The organism is Amycolatopsis sp. Poz14, from assembly GCF_006704225.1.
In the GTDB taxonomy this organism is placed as follows: Bacteria; Actinomycetota; Actinomycetes; order Mycobacteriales; family Pseudonocardiaceae; genus Amycolatopsis; species Amycolatopsis nivea.
In genome coordinates, this window is sequence record NZ_JACLHD010000001.1 from 5,435,289 (window position 1) to 5,453,475 (window position 18,187).

General features: G+C 69.4%; 14 protein-coding genes and 5 tRNA genes. 12 read left to right on the forward strand and 7 right to left on the reverse strand.

What is annotated here, in order from left to right; genetic code table 11:
* A complete protein-coding gene (locus FKO37_RS25790) occupies positions 1 to 1,068 on the reverse strand; it encodes a DUF5937 family protein (RefSeq protein ID WP_238606061.1) in 1,068 nt (355 codons plus the stop codon).
* A 101-nt stretch (positions 1,069 to 1,169) separates the two neighbouring features.
* Between FKO37_RS25790 and FKO37_RS25795 the strand changes: the two genes are divergently transcribed.
* Both FKO37_RS25795 and FKO37_RS25800 read left to right on the forward strand, forming a co-directional pair.
* Entirely contained in the window at positions 1,170 to 2,360 is a 1,191-nt protein-coding gene (locus FKO37_RS25795) for an MFS transporter (protein WP_238606062.1), read from the forward strand.
* Between the two features lie 4 nt (positions 2,361 to 2,364).
* Positions 2,365 to 3,135, forward strand: a complete 771-nt coding sequence (locus FKO37_RS25800; protein WP_134732227.1) for an SGNH/GDSL hydrolase family protein — start codon at positions 2,365 to 2,367, stop codon at positions 3,133 to 3,135.
* A 269-nt stretch (positions 3,136 to 3,404) separates the two neighbouring features.
* Here FKO37_RS25800 and FKO37_RS25805 read toward each other — a convergent pair whose 3' ends face one another.
* Entirely contained in the window at positions 3,405 to 3,932 is a 528-nt protein-coding gene (locus FKO37_RS25805; RefSeq protein ID WP_238606063.1) for a CGNR zinc finger domain-containing protein, read from the reverse strand.
* 506 nt (positions 3,933 to 4,438) lie between these two features.
* On the opposite strand from FKO37_RS25805, the gene FKO37_RS25810 reads away from it, so the two are divergent.
* The 6 genes from FKO37_RS25810 (at position 4,439) to FKO37_RS25835 (ending at position 5,697) form a co-directional block, all read left to right on the forward strand.
* Positions 4,439 to 4,523: transfer RNA gene (locus FKO37_RS25810), tRNA-Tyr, on the forward strand.
* Between the two features lie 26 nt (positions 4,524 to 4,549).
* Positions 4,550 to 4,622: transfer RNA gene (locus FKO37_RS25815), tRNA-Gly, on the forward strand.
* A gap of 30 nt (positions 4,623 to 4,652) precedes the next feature.
* Positions 4,653 to 4,726, forward strand: a tRNA-Arg gene (locus FKO37_RS25820).
* 126 nt (positions 4,727 to 4,852) lie between these two features.
* Positions 4,853 to 4,924 (forward strand) — tRNA-Gln (locus FKO37_RS25825).
* A 4-nt stretch (positions 4,925 to 4,928) separates the two neighbouring features.
* Positions 4,929 to 5,000, forward strand: a tRNA-Gln gene (locus FKO37_RS25830).
* A 316-nt stretch (positions 5,001 to 5,316) separates the two neighbouring features.
* Positions 5,317 to 5,697, forward strand: a complete 381-nt coding sequence (locus FKO37_RS25835; RefSeq protein ID WP_238606064.1) for a hypothetical protein — start codon at positions 5,317 to 5,319, stop codon at positions 5,695 to 5,697.
* A gap of 165 nt (positions 5,698 to 5,862) precedes the next feature.
* On the opposite strand, the gene FKO37_RS25840 is transcribed toward FKO37_RS25835, so the two are convergent.
* From FKO37_RS25840 to FKO37_RS25855, 4 genes are all read right to left on the reverse strand, one after another.
* A complete protein-coding gene (locus tag FKO37_RS25840; protein WP_238606065.1) occupies positions 5,863 to 6,570 on the reverse strand; it encodes a GntR family transcriptional regulator in 708 nt (235 codons plus the stop codon).
* 59 nt (positions 6,571 to 6,629) lie between these two features.
* Positions 6,630 to 7,484: an alpha/beta fold hydrolase gene (locus FKO37_RS25845; protein WP_238606066.1), complete on the reverse strand. Its 855-nt coding sequence runs from the start codon at positions 7,482 to 7,484 to the stop codon at positions 6,630 to 6,632.
* Positions 7,485 to 7,526: 42 nt separating this feature from the next.
* Positions 7,527 to 8,852, reverse strand: a complete 1,326-nt coding sequence (locus FKO37_RS25850) for an MFS transporter (RefSeq protein WP_238606067.1) — start codon at positions 8,850 to 8,852, stop codon at positions 7,527 to 7,529.
* A gap of 282 nt (positions 8,853 to 9,134) precedes the next feature.
* The gene (locus FKO37_RS25855; RefSeq protein WP_238606068.1) at positions 9,135 to 10,130 is read right to left on the reverse strand and encodes an AraC family transcriptional regulator; all 996 of its coding nucleotides are present in this window, start codon (positions 10,128 to 10,130) and stop codon (positions 9,135 to 9,137) included.
* 193 nt (positions 10,131 to 10,323) lie between these two features.
* On the opposite strand from FKO37_RS25855, the gene FKO37_RS25860 reads away from it, so the two are divergent.
* Genes FKO37_RS25860 through FKO37_RS25875 form a run of 4 tightly spaced genes read left to right on the forward strand, consistent with a single transcriptional unit; the run spans position 10,324 to position 17,327 of the window.
* On the forward strand, positions 10,324 to 12,429 hold the full coding sequence (locus tag FKO37_RS25860) for a hydantoinase/oxoprolinase family protein (protein ID WP_238606069.1): 2,106 nt from the start codon (positions 10,324 to 10,326) through the stop codon (positions 12,427 to 12,429).
* Positions 12,430 to 12,452: 23 nt separating this feature from the next.
* Positions 12,453 to 14,723 (forward strand): hydantoinase B/oxoprolinase family protein, encoded by a 2,271-nt coding sequence (locus FKO37_RS25865; RefSeq protein ID WP_238606070.1) that lies wholly within the window; start codon positions 12,453 to 12,455, stop codon positions 14,721 to 14,723.
* A gap of 10 nt (positions 14,724 to 14,733) precedes the next feature.
* Positions 14,734 to 16,215: an aldehyde dehydrogenase family protein gene (locus FKO37_RS25870; RefSeq protein WP_238606071.1), complete on the forward strand. Its 1,482-nt coding sequence runs from the start codon at positions 14,734 to 14,736 to the stop codon at positions 16,213 to 16,215.
* Positions 16,212 to 17,327 carry an NDMA-dependent alcohol dehydrogenase gene (locus tag FKO37_RS25875; protein ID WP_238606072.1) on the forward strand — a complete coding sequence of 372 codons (1,116 nt, stop codon included), beginning with the start codon at positions 16,212 to 16,214 and terminating at the stop codon, positions 17,325 to 17,327. Before FKO37_RS25870 ends, FKO37_RS25875 begins: the two co-directional genes overlap by 4 nt.
* On the opposite strand, the gene FKO37_RS25880 is transcribed toward FKO37_RS25875, so the two are convergent.
* Entirely contained in the window at positions 17,308 to 18,177 is an 870-nt protein-coding gene (locus FKO37_RS25880) for an acyl-CoA thioesterase domain-containing protein (RefSeq protein WP_238606073.1), read from the reverse strand. The two genes, FKO37_RS25875 and FKO37_RS25880, sit on opposite strands and share 20 nt — an antisense overlap.
* Positions 18,178 to 18,187 lie beyond the last annotated feature (10 nt).

Consider the following 18,187-nt stretch of genomic DNA (forward strand, 5'->3'; position numbering starts at 1 on the left):
TCAGCGCAGCACGGCGGCCAGCAAATCGGTGCCGAGCGAGGACAACTGCGGCAAGTCGAGCGAATAGCGCACGTACCGGCCCTGTCTCTTCGTGGTGAGCAGGCCCGCCCGGCGCAAGACCGCGAGGTGCCGCGACACCTCCGGCGCGGAGAGATCCCAGTTGTGCGCCAGTTCGCTGGTGGTGTGCGGGCTGCGCGCCAGCGTGCGGACAAGGCGCAGCCGCACCGGATGCGCGAGCGCGTCGAGCCGCAGTTCAACCGTTTCCAGCGGCACCAGCGCGATGTCGGCGACCGGATACTGCACCACCGGCCGCCAGCCCGCCGCGTGCACCACGACCAGGTGCGGACTGCCGAAGACACTGGGAATGAAGGTGACGCTTTCCCGGGCGGCGGTCGCCTTGTCCTGCAGCTTGTCCACGACGATGCGGCAGCTGTCTTCCGACAAAGCGACCGCGCTGGACACCGCGTCGAGTGCCGCGCGGATTCCCTTGTGCTGCAACAGATCCTGTTTGTGCCGAAGGTCGGCGGAGAGCTGTGGTTCCAGTCCGACCCAAGCACTGTCGAAGAACGCTTCGGCGCATTGCTCAAGGGTGTCGCGGATCCGGGCGCGCGTGGCCGCGGGATCGGTCAGCAGGCTTTCGGCGAACGCTTCCTGACGAGGGCCGCGCGCTTGGGCAAGGTCGAGGGCGCGTTCGCGCGACGCCGGGTCGGTGAGCGGAGACCCGGTCGCGATCCGCGTGCTGCCGCAGGTCGAGACGAGCGCCGCGGTCGCATACGTTTCGTCGTCGATCGCGTCGACGTCAGCCAGTTCGTCGGCGAGAGCAGGGCGCGGACGTCCGGGCAACAGGAAGTCGGCTTGCGAGGACCGCCACAGGGAATCCGCCTCTCGCACGCGTTCGGCCAATTCGGGACGGAGTCCGGCCCAGACTTCGCCCGCCCACGCGGCGAACCGCGGATGATGGCCCGGTTCGGCGAGCACGTGCAGCATCGCGGTCAGCTCCGCGAGCGGCGACGCGGCGAACCGCACCTGCTCGGCCGGCAGTCCGGCGATATCGATCCTCAACGGCACCGCACCAGCATCGCCGATCGAGCGGTCCGGGCCTTCGCTGGTTGACGGAAACTGCGAATCGGCGTGCTCCGCCCGAGGCCCGCGCGGCACTGTCGAGCGCCATGACCACCAAGATCCGGCCGAGCGCGCTGATCCGCGTCTCCGGCGGCCCGCGCTATGCGGCCGCGATGGCCGTCGACGCGCTCGGCACCGGCCTGTTGCGCCCGTTTCTCCTGATCTACGGCGTGACCGTGCTGGGCTTGTCCGCGCCCGCGACCGGCGCGGCCATGACCGCAGGCGTGCTCGTCGGCCTCGGCTGCACGCCGTTCGTGGGGCGATGGCTCGATCGAGGTGCGCGCACCACCGTGGTGGCCGCTTCGATGTTGGTGCGCGCACTCGGCGTCGCGATGCTGCTGGCCGCGCCGACGGGGGAGATGTGGCCGTTCGTCGGCGCGGCGATCCTTCTCTCCGCGGGCAACCAGGCTTGGCCAGCGGCACATGCCGCGCTCGTCGCGACGCTCGCCACCGGCCGGGAACGCGACGCCGCCCTCGCCGCCGGCCGTTCCCTCCGCAACGCAGCGCTCGGCATCGGCGCGTTGCTCGCGACTGCTTGCCTGACAGGCGGCTCGGATGCGTTGCGCACCATGGCGATCGGCACCGGAATCGCGTACCTGGTCGCCGCAGGCTTGGCTTGGTCAGTGCGCCTGCGCGCCCCGGCCGTCACGGCGGAGCCGACCCTCGAGCGTGCGCCGCGGATGGGCGCGCTGCTGGGCGCGAACGTCGTCTACGCGTTCTGCCTCAACGTCCCGGAGATCGCGTTGCCGCTGGTGCTGACCGAGTACCTGCACGCGTCCCCGGTGTGGTCGGCAGCGATCTTCGTGGCCAACACGGTGCTCGTGGTCGCGCTCCAAGTGCCGGTCACCGTCCTGCTCTCGCGGATCTCCCGGCGAACCGCACTAGCGACCGGCGGAGTCGTGCTGACGGTGTCCTACCTCGGTTTCCTCGCCGCGACCCTGCTCGGATCCGGCTGGGCGGCACCGGCGATCGCCGCGGTCTCGGTGGTCTGCACCATCGGCGAGATCATCTACGCAGGCAGCGCCATCGCCTTCGTCCTGGCCCTCGCGCCCGCACGCCTGCTCGGCCAGGCGGCCGCCCGCTTCGAACTGTCGACCGGCATCGGACTCGCGGTCTCCCCGGCAGTGCTCACCGCACTCGCTCCGCTCGGGCCGGGCGTGCTCTGGGGCGGTCTCGCCGGAGCTACGCTGCTGTCCGCGGGTGCCGTGACCAGGGCGGGGGAGCCGGGCCTAAACTGAGGCAATGACCAACCGCTTAGTCTGTATTGGCGACTCGTTCACCGAAGGCGTCGGGGACGACGATCCGTCCGCGCGCAACGGGGTGCGCGGCTGGGCCGACCGGGTCGCCGAGGTGCTGGCCGCCGGTGAGCCGGGATTCCAGTACGCCAATCTGGCGGTGCGCGGGAAGCTCCTGCCGCAGGTGCTGAACGAGCAGATCGAACCGGCACTGGCGATGAAGCCGGACCTCGTCACCGTCTACGCGGGCGGCAACGACCTGATGCGGCCGCGCGTCGACATCGACAGCCTCGCCGACTCCTACGAACGCGCCGTGGCCCGCTTCCGCGCGGCCGGCGCGCAGGTGCTGCTGTTCACCGGCGTCGACGGCGTCGAGGACGCGCTGTTCCGCCAGATCCGCGGGCGGGTCGCGATCTACAACGAACACGTCCGCGGCATCGCGGCGCGGCACGAGACGCTGCTCGTGGACATGTGGTCGATGCGCCAGCTGCGCGACCGTCGCATGTGGTCCCCCGACCGGCTGCACCTGAATGCCGCCGGGCACACCGAAATCGCCATCGCCGTCCTCGACGCGCTGGGCGTGCAGCACAGCCTCACGCACGCCGCGCTGGGACCGCGCCCGCGCCTGTCCACCCGGGAACAGCGCGCGGCAAACCTTCGCTGGGGCAGGGAACACGCATTGCCGTGGATCGGCCGACGCCTGCGCGGCGAGTCCTCCGGCGACACGATCGCGCCGAAGTACCCGGAACTGCACTCGTTCGAGGCGATTGCTGACTGACCGGTGGTCTAGGCCGCGAGTTGCCGCGCGATCGTCAGCCACGTCTGCCCGCGTGCCTCCACGCGCGGTTGTTCGACAGGGCTGACCGGTCGCCTAGCCCGCAAGTTGGCCCGCTCGATGGTCGGCCACGTCTGCCCGCGTGCCGCAGCGAGCCGGTCGTCCAGCGCGGTTGCCGACTGACCGGTCGTCTAGTCCGAGAGCCGCCGCGGGCGGTGGTCGGCTCGCGTGCCGCAGCGAGCAGTCGGCGCGGCTGCCGCCTCATCTATGGCCTAGCCCGCGAGCTGCCGCGCGCGATGGTCGGCGACATTGACCCGCGTGCCGCAGCGAGTGGAGCAGAACCGTCGGCGTCCGTTGCGCGACGTGTCCACGAACGCGACGCCGCACCCCTCACGCGCGCATACGCCGAGACGGTGCGGCTCCTCGCACACCAGATGCGCGAGCCCGCCCGCCGTGTACGCGTAGAACCGCTCGACCACCCCCGCACCCTCGCTGGAGTAGTGCAGATGCGGCGCTTTCCCGTCGTGACTGGCGATGTTCGGCCGACACGCGGCGATGGCGAGCAGCTCGTTGAGCAGATCGATCCGCTCGCCGGTCGTCTCCGCGACGAACACCTGATGCAGCCGCCGCCCCCACGCGAGAATCCGCCCCGCCTCGTCCGCGGTGATGCGCGGCAGCACCATGTCGCGAGCCTGCCCCGCGGCCCGCACCTCGGCGGCCGTGACGTCGTCGCGCTGGGCAAGCGTGGCCAGGTCGGCGGCTACCTGCGCGCCCGCGCCACCGTAAGGGTTGAAGTGCACTCGCCCATTACAGCACAACCCTTCTTCTTCGGAAAGACCGGCTGGAAACTGTTCTGCGGAAAATAAGATTGACGCATGCCTTCGCGGTAGGTGAAGATGATTCCACCACAGCGGATGAAGGAGCGGACATGACGAACGTGCGGACGCGGGAGATGCGAGGCCAGTATCCGGCCGCCCTCCGCGCTGTCCAGCGTGCGCCGCTCCACCAGCGCCACATCAGCCGAAAAGGCGGGATCCTGGGCGGTATCCGCTCCCTGACCTGACGCAGCAATCGCTGCGCGCACAGGGAGCCGCCCATCGGGAAACCGATCAGGGCGGCTTCTCTCGTCAGGGCTGTTTCGGGCAATAAATCTCCATTTTTTCCCAACTGCTGCTGCCCATTTCCGGGCGGCGGTTCTTTGACAAATGCACAGCGAAGCAAGACATTTCCGAGACTCGTCCCCGTCGCCTCACCCGCGGCCAGGACGAGCGCCGGGTCCGGCAGCCAACCGCCGCCGGACCCGCACGGTGAAGACGGGGCGGTGGCAGCCCCACCCGGCTGTAACCCGGGCGCCCTTTGCGGCATTGAGGGTTCGACTCCCTCCTTCACCACCGCGCCCGAGCCCAGGGCGCTTCCTGCGGTCGTGGTGAACTCGGCGGACACGTCGGTCTTCCAAACCGAAGCAGAGGGTTCGATGCCCTCCGGCCGCTCGCGGTCCGGTGCCTTGGCGCCGGACGCACACCCCTGTAGCTCAGTCGGACAGAGCGCCGCACTACGAATGCGGAGGCCCCAGGTTCAAGTCCTGGCAGGGGTACGGGCCCGGCGCCGAGGGGGCGCCGGGGCTTTCCGCCGGATGCGAGGGGCAGTGGCGACCCCGCCTGGTTCGGGACCAGGAGACACCGCGTTCGACCCGCGGGCATCCGACTTCGCCACCGCCCGTTCCCGGTTGGTGTAGCAGGCAGCACCGCGGATTTTGGATCCGCTGGCCCAGGTTCGACTCCTGGACCGGGAGCCGATGCCCGTTCGTCCAACTGGCAGGACGCCGCGCTCTGGACGCGGAAACCGAGGTTCGAACCCTCGACGGGCAGCCCCAGCTGGTGAACCGGACGTACTGACTGGGCAGGCGGCAGTGACGTCACTGCTGAGTCTCTGGCGTCGTGCGAGGTGCATCAGGTCGCGCCGCGTCGTCCGTGTCTGTTCTGGAAAGCAGGGGGGACGTCCGCATGATGGGTCGAATGGCTCGGATCAGGATCGCTCAATGGAGGAATCTCGGGAGTCGCCGAGGCTTCGGTGGACTGCTGCGTCATGCGGCTCGGCCGCGCGGCCCCCGGGGAGCCTGCACATGAGGTACGAGCTCTCGCGAGGGAGGTTCGCCGTCTTCTGAGACCCGAGGGGTCGGCGTGGTTGCTCGTCGAGGACGGCCGTAGTTGCGAGGGCCTTGCGGGACGTCCGTGGCGGGTGGCGTTCGCACTTCAGGATGAAGGATGGCTGCTGCGCAATGCCCTTGTCGTCGAGTCCGCGTCGGGCATCGGTGGGACGGTGCTGTTTTGTGTGAAGCAGGCTCGGTACTTCTTCGACATGGAGACGGTCCGGGTGCTGCCAGGTTCGGCTCGCGGTGATGTCGTGCTGCCCGACGAGCCCGGTCTTGCCGATCGGGTGGTGTTAGCGGCCTGTCCGGACGGCGGAATCGTTCTGGATCTGACGGACACCACGGAGTTCGAGATCGCGGGGCACCGTTGGGGACGTAAGGTTATCCGGATTCCGTCGGCCCTGACGGCAGCGTGAGGTTCGCGTTACGGGAGAACGCGAATAGATCCCTGCGGGCTCGACCCGCATTCAGGAGCGAATGCTTGAATAAGCGATCAAGCATGTCTTGCTTCATCTGCTCGAACGAGCCTCGCATACGCGCCGACTCTCCGGTTGCCGACGACGAGGGTGAGAACCCGCGGGTCAGGCAGTAGCTTCCTCGTCCGCCCACAGGCCGCGTTCCTCAAGGGACCTGATGACGCTGTCGGCGCCTTCGAGGATGTGCCGTTCGGCGATGGTCCGCGCCTTCCGGGCGTGTCGGCCGCGCAGGGCTTGGACCAGTTCCACGTGGTCGTTGCGGGTGGCGGTGACGTGTTCTTCGATGGAGGCGTAGAAACGGTTCGGCAGGTGCTTGACCACCGAGTTGAGCAGCATCGTGAGCCGGTGCGAGTCGGCTGCCAGGTTGATTTGACGGTGGAAGTCGTGGCCTAGCCGGGTGACGGTTTCGGGGTCGCCGGCTTTGGCGGCCTTTTCGAAGTCGTCGTTGATGGCTTCCAGCCGGGCGATCTCGTCGGGAGTGATCCGTTTCGCCGCGCGGGCGGCGAGTTCGGCGGAGAACTGGGCTTGGGCCCAGAACAGGTCGCGGATGTCCTGGCGGGTAACCGGGGCGACGACGAATCCGCGGCGCGGCACCAGTTCCACGAAGCCTTCGCTGCTCAGCGACAGCAGGCCTTCGCGAACCGGGGTGTTGCTGACGCCCACGGCCTCGGCGATCGGCTCGGTGCGCAGGAATTCGCCCGGTTTGACCTGACCCGACATGATCAGCTCGCGGACGTAGGTCGCCACTTCTTCGGGCAGCTGCTTCCGGCCGTCGGCCGTGCGCAGCCGCGGCGAGTCGTAGGCCACGGTCACCTCCCAGGTCTAGTGGCAACATCATATACAACGTTTTGGATTTCGCGGACGAAGGCGGGTCAGGTCGCGGCGAGGAAATCGAGCAGGTGCTTGGTGAAGATGTCGTTGTCGTCGCCCGCCACCATGTGCCCGGCCTGTACTTCCTCGAACCGGGCCGACGGCAGCAGCCGCAGCAGGTCCTCGACGCTTTCCGCGGTGACGACGTCGGACTGGCTTCCGCGCACGAGCATCGTCGGGACGCGCAGGGCACGGGCGGCGCGGGCGAGCCGGTCGGCTTCGACGTCCCGGTTGGGTTCGTCGCGGACATCGAGGAACTTCGGGTCCCAATGCCAGTACCAACGGCCGTTCGCGTGCTGCCGGACGTTCTTGCGGAGTCCGTCCAGGCTGCGCGGGCGCGGCCGGTGCGGGTTGTAGGCGTGGATCGCGTCGGCGACTTCCTCGAGGGAGGAGAATCCGTCCGGCGCTCCGGACATGAACTCCGCGATGCGGGCCCGGCCTTCTTTGGAGGTCCGCGGCGCGACGTCGACCAGCACCAGGCCGGCGGCGCAACCTGGGCGTTCCCCGGCGGCGGCGAGGGAGGTGATGCCGCCGAGGGAGGCGCCGACCAGCACTGGGGGTTCGGGCAAGGTGTCGAGGACTGCGTAGAGGTCGCCGACGAAAGAGTCCAGCGAGTAGTTGCCGTCGGGAGCCCACGTGCTGTCCCCGTGTCCGCGGGCGTCGAGCGAGATGGTTGTCCAGCCGTCGGCGGCAACGCGTTCGGCGGTCCTTCGCCAGGAGTGCCGGGTCTGCCCACCGCCGTGGAGGAATATGGCGGTGCCTCGCGCGGCGCCGTCCGGTGCCCGGTGGTCACCCGCAAGCCGGACGCCGTCGTGGTGGAAGAACACCGGCTCGGTGTGGACGCCGCGCGAGGTCACTCGCACTCCTCTCGTAAGGGATCGTTGTTGCGGATAATATATTTATCGTTCGCCGGGGTGCGCTGCGGCCGGTCGCGCCGACGGAACGGGAGCCGGGGCCGGATCGGGCAGTTCCCGCAGGAATATGCCAGCGATGACGGAGAGCGCCGAGACCGCCGAGATGTAGATGGCGATCGAAACCCAGCTTCCGGTCGCTTCGAACAATGCGGCCGACAGCAGGGGAGCGAGGGAGCCGCCCAGTGCGGCACCGATGTTGACGCTCACCGCGGCGCCGGTGTAGCGGACGTTGGTGGGGAAGGCGAGGGAGAAGAACGCCGGGAAGGTCGCGAAGCTGGCGGCGTAGGTGAGGAAGACGAAGAGGAAGCCGAGCAGCATCAGGCCGTAGTTTCGGGTCTGGAACAAGAGGAACCACACGAACGGCGAGACCACGAAGGCCGCGGCGGAGGCCAGGAAGACCGGTTTGCGGCCGATCCGGTCGCTGAGTGCGCCGAACAGCGGCATTGCGAAGATGACGATCACGGTCATGATCAAGATGATCGTGGGGACGGTGCTGTGCGGAAGATGCAGCGACGAAGTGCTGTAGGACAGCGAGAAAACCGAGGCCACATAGAAGTTCGCGCCGAGTCCGAGCGCGCCGAGGGCGACGAGGATCATCTGCCGCCACGAAGTGCGGACCGCGTCGACGAGCGGGGCGCGGCGAACGGCGGAAGTGCGCTCCACCTGGACGAATTCAGGGCTCTCTTCCAGCTTCAACCGAACGTAGACGCCGACCGCGATCAGCGTGGCACTCAGCAGGAACGGGATGCGCCAGCCCCAGCTGAGGAACGCGTCGTCGGGCAGTTGCGACAAGGCGAGCAGCACGAGATTCGAAAGCAGCAGGCCCCATGCGGAACCTGAGTTGACGAAAGCGCCGGACAACCCGCGTCGTCCGGCGTGGGTGCTTTCGATGCTCAGCACCCACGCGCCGCCCTGCTCGCCGCCGAGAGCGAGGCCTTGGACCAGGCGGGCGAGCACCAGCAGGATCGGCGCGGCCAGGCCGATTTGCTGGTACGTCGGGAGAACGCCGATCGCGGTGGTGCCGACGCCCATCAGGGTGATCGTGACGAACAGGGTGCGCTTGCGGCCGAGCCGGTCGCCGAAGTGGCCGAAGATCGCTGCGCCTACCGGGCGCATGACGAACGCGACGGCGAACGTCGAGAGCGAGAGCAGCACCCCGATCGCGGGGTCGGCGGTGGGGAAGAACAGTTTGTTGAACGCCAGTGAGGCGGCGGAGCCGTAGACGAAGAAATCGTAGTACTCGATCGTCGAGCCGATCATGCTCGCGAACGCGGCCCGGCGGGCCTGCCGGCCGCTCGGTGTGGTGGTCATGCAGACCGCCCTTCGTGGGGAACCGTGCGGTCGGCAGACCTCGCCGGTCTCCGATGACCGCTAGGAACATTAAATATTATGTTGATGCTTACAGGCTGGTGGGCGGGTGTCAATGATCGAGATCGCGGCGGAGAAATCGCTGTCGGCGCAGGAGCGGCTGAAGAGTTCCCCTGCGTTCTCACCCGCAGGGGGTCCCGGCGGGTGAATGCGCACAAGCTGGTCGGAGGACATTCCTGTCGCGGGAACAGTGCTTCCAGGCGGCCTCCGAACCGCGCAGACGGGTCAGGACTGCTCGCTGAGACCGGCTTTCCGTGCTGTCTCCGACGGCAGGACGCCGAAGCGGTGCCGGTACTGGGCGGCGAACCGGCTGAGGTGGAAAAATCCCCAGCGTGCGGCGACTTCGGTGACCGAGCCGCCGGTTCCCGCGGTCAGTTCGCGATGGGCACGGTCGAGTCGGATCTGGCGGACGTACGCGGCGGGGGAGACCCCGGCGACGTCCTGGAAGCCCGCCTGCAACGCTCGCGCGCTCAGGCCCGCCTGTGCGGCCAGATCGGCGATGCTGGTGATCGCGGCAGGATTCGCGTCGACGTACTCCATCACGTCCCGGATCCGGGACTGCCGCGGCGGGGCGGGGTTTCCGTGCAACACCGGGGAAAGCTGGTTCGGCGCGGTCATCAGCAGCTGTGTCATGAGGACCGCCTCCAGTTCATGGCACGCGGTCGGCATGGTCGGGAGGCCGTTCGGGCGGGTCAGTTCGGAGTAGAGGAACCCGACCGTCGCGAGCAGCGACTGCCCGCGTCCGGAGTGCAGGTCGAAGGTGAGGTCGAACCGGATTCCCTCGCTGCCGCGCAGTCCGGCGAGCTTCGCTGCGTGATTGTCGAGAACCGGCTTGGGGATCTTCAGGACGTACTGCCGCGCGTCGGCGCTCCACCGCACCCGCAGCGGGGCGTCCGGCAGGAACGTCGCGCCTGACTGTCCGGCTCGGATCGTCTGGCGCGCACCGGACTGTTCGGCGGTGCTGGTGCCGGAGACGGGCAGGTTCAGGTCGTAGCAGTCGCGCATCGGAGGCGCGGTGACGACCGCGTCCGCGCCGTAGGCGATCTGGCTGAGCGTGAGCCGCGGTCCCGGTGCGAGGTCGAGCCGGAAGTCCAGGCGGCCCGAGAGCCGGACGTCGTGTTCCACGAACGCGCGGCTGGCTTCCTCGCGGGCGGCGTCGAGGTCGTCCGTGCGGAAGCGCAGCGGCTGCCCGGGGGCGGCAGCGAGCTCCTTCGCGGGCACTGCTGCCTCCTTTGGCTCGCTCGTCAAATATTTAATGTGTGATGTTACGAGCAGGACCGGAGCAGGGCAAGCCGTGCGCATTCCGGCTGTCCCGGCAGCGGTTCGCGGATAGTGACGGCCGTCTCCCCGGCCGTACGGTTCTCGCCATCTTCCCCCGGCCGGGATCAATGCAACGAAGCATCGAGGGAGCGTCATGGGCTTTTTCATCCAGACGGACACCGGAGGGACGTTCACCGACACGGTCGTCCTCGACTCCGACGGGGCGGTGACCATCGGCAAACGGCCGTCCACCCCGCCTGAGTTCGTCCAGGGTGTCGTGGACAGTGTCTCGGACGCGGCGGCCAACCTGGGCCGCTCCCTGCCGGACGTGCTGAGCGAGACCGAGGCGTTCGCCTACGGCACCACGATCGTCACGAACGCCATCACCACCGGTCAGGCGGCGAACGCCGGCATCATCACGACCCGAGGGTTCGCCGACACGCTGTCGATCGCCCGAGCGACGAGCCGGACGAACGGGTTCAGCACCGAAAGCCTCCGCAAGTACGCCGAGCGCCGCAAGCCGGACCAGCTGGTGCCTCATACCCGACGCATGATCAAAGAGGTCAGCGAGCGCGTCGACTACAAAGGCTCGGTCATCTCCCCGTTGGACGAGCAGAGCGTGCGCACGGCGATCGCCGAACTAGTCGAGGCCGGGGTGACCGCGATCGCGGTGTGCCTGCTGTGGTCTTTCCGCAACGACGCGCACGAGAAGCGGGTCCGCGAGCTCGTCGGGGAACTCGCTCCCGACGTGCCGGTGACGCTTTCCTGCGAACTGGCCCCGAAACTCGGCGAGTACCAGCGGATGGCGGCGACCGCCTACAACGCGGCGATGACTCCGGTCGCGACCGAGCACATCCGCCGGCTCGAAGAGACGATGGCCGAGGCGAAGCTCGGGCGCGGCCGGATGCTGGTGATGCAGGGCAACGGCGGCCTTGACCGGGCAGCGACCGTGCAGCAGCTGCCAGTGAACCTGATCGGTTCCGGACCGACCGGCGGGGTGCTCGGCGCGCAGAAACTCGGCGAGGCCATGGGAATGCCGAACGTCATCTGCACCGACGTCGGCGGCACCACCTTCGACGTCGGCCTCGTGGTCGACGGCAGCCCGGTGCTGACGCCGACCACGATCGTGCACCAGCACGAGCTGTTCCTGCCGGTCGTGGACGTCGTTTCGATCGGTGCGGGCGGCGGCAGCATCGCGCGGGTCGACGCGCTGTCGGGGCGGCTGACGGTCGGCCCGGAGAGCGCGGGGGCGCGGCCCGGCCCGGTTTGCTACGCCCAGGGCGGCGAGTACCCGACGGTCACCGACGCCGACGTCATCCTCGGGTTCATCGATCCGGAGACGTTCCTCGGCGGCAAGATGCGGCTCGACGTCGCTTCCGCGCGGGACGCGGTGGACAAGCACGTCGCGCAGCCGCTGGGGTTGTCGATCGAGGAAGCGGCGGCCGCGATCGCGGAAATCGCCGACCATCACATGGCCGATCTCGTGCGGCAGATGACCGTCGAACGCGGCTACGACCCGCGCGAGTTCGCGGTCTTCCTGTTCGGCGGGGGCGGCCCGCTGCACGGCACCGCGTACGCCGCGCAGCTCGGTGCGAAGTCGATGGTCGTGCCCGGGGGAGAGCTGGCTTCGGTGTTCTCCGCGTGGGGCATCGCGAGCGCGGACATCCACCACACGCACGAGCTGTCGCATCCGGTCGCGGCTCCGTTCCCGGTCGACGAGGTCGCCCGGGTGTTCGCGGACCTGGAACAGGAGGCGATGGAGCGGCTCGCGGGCGACGGCGTGCCGGAGAAGGACCGCCGCTTGGAGCGGTTCGCCGAACTCCGGTATGGGACCCAGGTGCACGAGGTGACCGTGCCGGTGCCCGCGGGCGCGCTCACCGAGGAGTCGATGGCCCAGGTGGCCCAGTCGTTCGAGGATCGGTACGAGCAGCTGTTCGGCAAGGTCAGCGCGTTCGCGGCGGCCGGAATCGAGTGGATGAACTTCCGGGTCCAGGCCTACGGCGTCCGGCCGAAGCCCGGCATCAAGCAGGTCGCGCCGCAGCCCGGCGCGCAGGCCGAGCCGAACCGGTTCCGCGACGTGTACTGGTACGAGGAGCGCGGCTCGTTGCGCACCGCGATCTACACCCCGGACGGCATGGTCCCCGGCGTATCGCTCTCCGGCCCCGCCGTGATCGAGCTGCCGACGACCACGGTCGCGGTGCGGCCCGGGCAGCGGCTCGACGTCGACGGCTTCGGCAACTACGTCATCACCGTCCCCTGACCCGACGAGCACGAGGGAACATCATGAGCGCACCAGCCATCCCCGGTTCCGAGAAGTTCCAGTCGGTCGCGAAGCAGGCCGGCGAACTCGTCATCGACCCGCGCCTGCCGTTGTACGAGGCGCCGGACGACGTCGAGGTCGGCCCGGTCACCTACGCGGTCGTGTCGCACAAGCTGACCCAGATCAACGACGAATCCGCGGTCACCATCAGCAAGGTCTCCGGTTCGCTGGCCGCTGCCGAGGCCGCCGACTTCAACACCGCGCTCGGCGACGCGCGCGGCGACCTGTTCGAGCTGGGTTCCTACATCAGCGTCCACGGCACGGTCGTGCAGCGGCTGATCCAGTGGACGCTGGAAAACCGCAGCACCAACCCGGGCATCCGCGACGGAGACGCCTTCCTGGTCAACGACCCGTGGGTCGGCTCGGCGCACCAGAGCGACGCGGCGATCGTCCGGCCGATCTTCGTCGAGGGCAAGCTGTTCGGCTGGACCGGGGCGACCCTGCACTTCCTCGACCTCGGCGGCCGGTTCCCGGGCAGCATGATCCCGGACGCGGAGGACGTGTTCTCCGAAAGCGTGCCGATCCCGCCGGTGAAGATCCTGGAGAACGGCGAGATCCGGGCCGACATCGAGGACATGTTCCTGCGCCGCAGCCGGATGCCGCAGTCGGCTGCGCTGGACCTGCGCGCGCTGCTCGCGGCCACCTCGGTCGCGACCGAACGCGTGCAGGACCTGACCCGCCACTACGGCGCGGACGTGGTCGCCGCGGTGATCCGGGAAACCCTGGACACCACCGAAACCCGGTTCCGCGGCAGGCTGGCCGAACTGCCCGACGGCACCTGGCGCCACCACTACCTGTGGGACTCGGCAGGCGTCGGCGACCGCGGCGTCTACCACCTCCCGGTGACGATGCACAAACGCGGCGACCGCCTGGTATTCGACCTGGAGGACGTGGACCCGCAGGTCGGCGCGATCAACTGCGGCCGGTCGCTGGCCGAGGCCGGAATCATGTCCGCGGTGCTGCCGCTGTTGTGCCCGGACCTGCCCTGGGCGCCGGGCGCGATGCTGCGGGCGGTCGAGTTCCGGTTCAAGCCGGGCACGATCCTGGCCGCGGAATTCCCGGCCGCGGCGGGCGGCGGCACCTGCCAGGCAGCGTGGAGCAGCGTCAACTCGGCGACGGTCGTGGTGTCCAAGATGCTCGCCGCGAGCCCGGAATACCGGCGGAACCTGCTGGCCGTCTCGACGCCCGGCTGGGTGTTCCAGATGATCGGCGGCACCAACAAGACCGGGCTGCCCACGCTCGCGCTGTCCCTCGACCCGTGCGCGGGCGGGATCGGGGCCCGGTCGTGGGCCGACGGCGACGACACCGCGGGCATGATGCTCGGCCCGTCGACGGAGATCCCGAACATCGAATCGCAGGAGTGGTACGAACCGCTGCTGTGGCTGTACCGCTCGGAGGCACCGGACACCGGCGGGCCGGGGAAGTTCCGCGGCGGCAACGGCGGCCGCTCCGCGCTCGTCCCGCACGACACTCCGGGCGACCTGTTCAACGTCAACTACGCCTCGGGCACCGCGATCCCTGGCGGGGCGGGCCTGTGCGGCGGCTGGCCGTCGCGGTCGGGCTACTACAAGATCGCCCGCGAGAGCACCGTCTGGAAGCAGTACGGCGAGGGCACGGTTCCGGCAGGCGAGGACGACGTCGACGTCGAGATCGAATGGCCGCCGTCGCAGGGCGGCATCACGCCGATCGGGCTGAACGACGTGTTCGCCAACGGCTGGTTGGGCGGCGGCGGGTTCGGAGACCCGCTTGAACGCGATCTCGCCGCGGTGCAACGCGACCTGGACGAAGGCTCGGTGACCGCGGCGCACGCCGGCGCGGTGTACGGGGTGGTGCTCGACGGCGAGCAGATCGACCGCGAAGCCACGGAGCAGCGCCGGGCGGAACTGCGCGGACGCCGGCTCGGGCGCGGACCGCTGCCGCAGGCCCCGGAACCGGTGCTGCCCGGCGGCTCCCGATGGCTCGACGAGAACCTCGTCGTGTCCGCGGCGGGGGAGACCTCGTGCGGCCGGTGCCGGACCGGACTGGCCGCCGCGGGCGGCAACTACAAGCTGGGGTGCCGTGCGATCGAAACCCCGCTGGGCACGACCGAACGGGTGTGGGTCGACCCGACCACCTACGTCGACGAGGACACCCTCGTGTTCCGCGAGTTCGTCTGCCCGGGGTGCGGCACTTTGCTCGAGACCGAGGTGTCGTTGGCAGCGCTGCCGCCGCTGCACGACAAGCAGCTGGACTGAGGAGAACACCGTGGTGTGGCAAGGAAATTACGATTCATTGTTCATCGGCGGCAGATGGGTGCGGCCGGCTTCGGCGGAACGGCTTGAGGTGATTTCGCCGTTCACCGAACAGGTGCTCGCGTCCGTCCCGGCCGGGACCCCCGACGACGTCGACTCCGCCGTCGCCGCGGCGCGCGAGGCGTTCGACCGCGGGCCGTGGCCGCGGATGGAGCTCGCCGAGCGGATGGCTGTGGTCCGGCGGCTGCGCGACCTGCTGGCCGCGCAGGAGGAAACCATCGCGACCCTGGTGTCGGAGGAGATGGGCTGCCCGATCGCGCAGTCGCGGCCGATGCAGGCGGGCGGGCCGCGGGTCCTGCTCGACACCTTTCTCGAACTGGCCCCGGACTATCCGTGGAGCGAGGTGCGCCGGACCGCGACCGGCACCTCCCTGGTGACGGCCGAGCCGGTCGGCGTGGTGGCCGCGATCGTGCCGTGGAACTCGCCGATGACGGTCGCGATGATCAAGCTGGCCCCCGCGTTGCTGGCCGGGTGCACGGTGATCCTCAAGCCCTCGCCGGAGGCTCCGCTCGACGCGTATCTCCTCGCGGAAGCGGCCGAGGAAGCGGGATTGCCCGCCGGGGTGCTCAACGTGGTGCCCGCCGATCGCGAGGCGAGCGAATACCTGGTCAAGCACCGCGGCGTGGACAAGGTGTCGTTCACCGGGTCCAGTGCGGCGGGAGCCCGGATCGGCGCCTTGTGCGGGCAGGATTTCCGCCGGGTGAACCTGGAACTCGGCGGGAAGTCGGCTGCGATCGTGCTCGACGACGCCGACCTGGACCGGGTGATCGAGTCCGTCCGAACGCTGTCGCTGCGCTACAACGGGCAGGCCTGCAACAACAAGACCCGGATCGTGGTTTCCCGGGCACGGGAAGCGGAACTGCTGGACCGGCTGGCCGCGATGACCTCGGCGATGCCCGTCGGGGATCCGCTCGACCCGGCCACCCAGATCGGGCCGCTGGTGAGCTCCCGGCAACGTGAACGCGTCGAAGGCTACATCGAGGCCGGGCGCGCGGAAGGTGCGAAGGTGCTCGTGGGCGGCGGCCGTCCGGCGGGGCTGGACCGCGGCTGGTTCGTCGAAACGACGGTGTTCACCGGGGTCGCGCCGGGGATGAAGATCGCCCAGGAGGAGATTTTCGGGCCGGTGCTGTCCGTGCTCGCCTTCGGCGACGAGGACGAGGCGGTCGCCATCGCCAACGATTCCGACTACGGCCTCAGCGGCTCGGTGTTCAGCGCCGACCCGTTGCACGCGCTCGCGGTGGCCCGCCGGATGCGGACCGGGACGGTCGAGGTGAACGGAGCCGTGGCCGGATTCCACGCCCCGATCGGAGGTTTCAAGGCCAGCGGGGTCGGCCGCGAAGGCGGACGGGAGGGCTTCGAGTCCTATGTGGAGCTGAAGGCGTACGGAATTTCGGCCGAGCTGGCCGACGAACTGGAAGGGAGCGTCCGCGGATGAAGACGCGAGCCGCAGTCGTGGACCAGGACGCCACCGAGTTCGAGGTGCGCACCCTGGAAGTCGCCGAGCCCGGACCGGGCGAGGTGCACGTCAAGTTCGTCGCCTCCGGGCTGTGCCACTCCGATCTGCATCTCGTGGACGGCGTGCTGCCCGGGCGCAAGCCGGTCGTCGCGGGCCACGAGGGCGCGGGCATCGTCGAATCGGTCGGTCCCGGCGTGACCAGGGTGGCCGAAGGCGACCATGTCGTCTGCAGCTTCATGCCGAGCTGCGGTGTCTGCCGGTACTGCGCGACCGGTCGCTCCAGCCTGTGCGACTGGGGTGCGAACTCGATCGACGGGACCTTCCCGGACGGCAAGTTCCGCTACCGCGGCGACGACGGCCGGGAGTACGGGAGCATCGCGATGCTCGGCACGTTCTCCGAGCGGGCCACGGTTTCGGAGCGTTCGGTGGTCAAGGTGGACGATTGGCTCCCGCTGGAGGTCGCGGTCCTGGTCGGCTGCGGCGTGCCGACCGGTTGGGGCACCGCCACGGTCGCCGGGGGAGTGCACGTCGGCGACACGGCGGTGGTGTACGGGATCGGCGGGATCGGGATCAACTCGATCCAGGGCGCCGCGTATGCCGGGGCGAAGTTCGTCGTGGCGGTGGATCCGGTGGAGTTCAAACGGGAAACCGCGTTGAAGCTGGGTGCGACGCACGCTTTCGCCACAGCGGAGGAGGCGGCCGAGAAGGTGAACGAGCTGACCTGGGGTCAAGGCGCGGACCAGGCGCTGGTGACGGTCGGGGTCGTGGACGAGAAGGTTGTCCAGCAGGCGTTCGACATCGTCGGCAAGGGCGGGACGGTGGTCGTCACCGGGCTCGGCGCGCCGGAGGACCTGACCGTGCACGTGTCCGGCGCGGTGCTGACGAAATACGAGAAAACGATCAAGGGCTCGATGTTCGGCACTCTGAACCCGCGGTACGACATCGTGAAACTGCTGCGGCTCTACGACGCCGGACGGCTCAAACTGGACGAACTCGCGACCCGGCACTACCGGCTCGACGAGATCAACCAGGGTTACGCGGACCTGCGCGCCGGGGAAATCATCCGGGGCGTCATCCTGCACGATCGCTGAGCCCGGACTTCCCGGGGGCCTCGTCCGAAACGGAGTCTCCGGGAACGGCGCCGACGAGGCGGAGGTCGACCGGGGCGGGCGCGGCGAGCGCTGCCCCGGTCACCGTGCCGAGGACTCCGCTGCGGTCGAACACCGTGGCCGTGCTGGTCGAGACGCCGTCGTCCTCGGCGCGCAGTTCGGCCGACAAGCCCAGCTGTAGGTCGGCGCCCGGGGTGCGGGACAAGGCGAGAACGAGGTCGGCGTTGATGAACTCGAGTCCGGCGTCGCCCCAGTTGGCTACCACGTTCACCAGGTCGGCGACCGCCGCGGCGTTCTGGAACGGGGTCGGCTGTTCTCCGCGCACGAGCTGCTGGGGGAACGCCCAGAGCATCTTCCGGTCCGCGTTCTGGTGCGGTTCGGGCGAGCTGGTCCAGCCGACGCTCGTGCTGTGGTAGATCCGCGGCTCGGCGGTCTCCGGCCGCAGGTCCTGCGGCGGCGGTTCCGGCACGGCGGACGGGGCCCACACTTTGCCGCTCACCGGCCCGCCGGCGGCGAGGAACAGCGCGGTCGCCCGGCCGACGAGCATGCCTTGCTGCCGGAGTGACGCTTCGATCAGGCACAACCGCCGGCCTAACCGGACTATCTCCGCGGTGGCCTCGCACGGTTCGTAAGCCGCCGGGCGCAAGAGATCGACGGTCCAGCGGGCCGGACGCAGCAGAGGGGAGCCTCCAGAGCGCTGTAGCGCCTGCTCTGCTGCGCGGGCGAGTGCGCCGCTGGTGGCCATTCCGCGCAGCTGCCCGCCGCCCCAATGTGCACGGGCGGCGGGCAGCGGGCGCAGGACGCCATCGGGCTCCGCGGCGAAGAAGCTCATACAAACATTA

Bases quoted from the DNA above. Each gene is read 5' to 3' on its own strand.
- FKO37_RS25865 (WP_238606070.1), top strand. From the start codon at position 12,453: ATGAGCGCACCAGCCATCCCCGGTTCCGAGAAGTTCCAGTCGGTCGCG.
- FKO37_RS25800 (WP_134732227.1), top strand. From the start codon at position 2,365: ATGACCAACCGCTTAGTCTGTATTGGCGACTCGTTCACCGAAGGCGTC.
- FKO37_RS25795 (WP_238606062.1), top strand. From the start codon at position 1,170: ATGACCACCAAGATCCGGCCGAGCGCGCTGATCCGCGTCTCCGGCGGC.
- FKO37_RS25875 (WP_238606072.1), top strand. From the start codon at position 16,212: ATGAAGACGCGAGCCGCAGTCGTGGACCAGGACGCCACCGAGTTCGAG.
- FKO37_RS25850 (WP_238606067.1), bottom strand. From the start codon at position 8,852: ATGACCACCACACCGAGCGGCCGGCAGGCCCGCCGGGCCGCGTTCGCG.
- FKO37_RS25860 (WP_238606069.1), top strand. From the start codon at position 10,324: ATGGGCTTTTTCATCCAGACGGACACCGGAGGGACGTTCACCGACACG.
- FKO37_RS25880 (WP_238606073.1), bottom strand. From the start codon at position 18,177: ATGAGCTTCTTCGCCGCGGAGCCCGATGGCGTCCTGCGCCCGCTGCCC.